Genomic DNA, 760 nt, shown 5'->3' with positions numbered 1-760 from the left:
GGCGCCGGCCGGATGAGCCGGCCGGGGCCGTGCTCGCTCACGAGGCGGCGCGGCGTCCCCGTCGGGGTTTGCCGCTGTGCGCGGTGTCCTGTTCCACCTGTTCCTCCACCGCGCGCAGGGCGCGTAGGGTCGCCCCGGCGATCAGGGCCGACGCCAGTTTCCCGTCGCGCTCCTCGCAGGCCTGGATCAGCCGTTCCTGGTCGTCGGCGCTGTGGGCGAGACGGCCCTCGCGGGTCAGGCTCTGATGTCGCAGCATCAGGGTGCGCAGGGCGAGGGAGTCGAGGATCCGCTTCAGGGTGGAGTTGCCGGCGATCTCGGTCATCCGCTCCTGGAACCGGACGTGGCTCCAGAAGTACGCGTCCACGTCACCCTCGTCGGCCAGCCCCCGCATCCTGACGACCAGGATGCGGAGTTCGGCCATCTCCTCGTCGGTCGCCCGCTCGACGAGGAGAGCGGCGAGCATGGACAGCAGCTGCCGTCTGACCTGGTAGATGTCGCGGATGTCCTGGAGGGTGGGGGCGGCGACGCGGGGCCTGCGGCGGGCCTTCATCTCGACCAGGCCCTCCTGTTCCAGGAGCATCAGTGCCTCGCGCACGGGGGTGCGGCTGGTGCCGAAAAGGCGGGCGAGGTCAACGCTGTTGAGGTCCTGTCCGGGTTCGAGGCGGCCCTCGATGATGCCGGAGCCGACCCATTCGGCGATCTGCGCGACCAGGGGTTCACGCCGGTCCCGCAGTCGCAGGAGGCCCTCCAGCACGAGATG

At 70.8% G+C, this 760-nt stretch carries 1 protein-coding gene; it reads right to left on the bottom strand.

From position 1 onward, the window contains the following. Positions 1 to 37: 37 nt before the first annotated feature. A partial coding sequence (locus I8N67_RS41800; RefSeq protein ID WP_200309618.1) for a GntR family transcriptional regulator occupies positions 38 to 760 on the bottom strand: 723 nt, incomplete at its 5' end.

Origin of the sequence: Streptomyces adelaidensis (assembly GCF_016598475.1) — a bacterium.
In the GTDB taxonomy this organism is placed as follows: Bacteria; Actinomycetota; Actinomycetes; order Streptomycetales; family Streptomycetaceae; genus Streptomyces; species Streptomyces adelaidensis.
The sequence above is the reverse complement of the archived record's forward strand: the minus strand, read 5'-3'. Positions and strand labels throughout refer to the sequence as shown.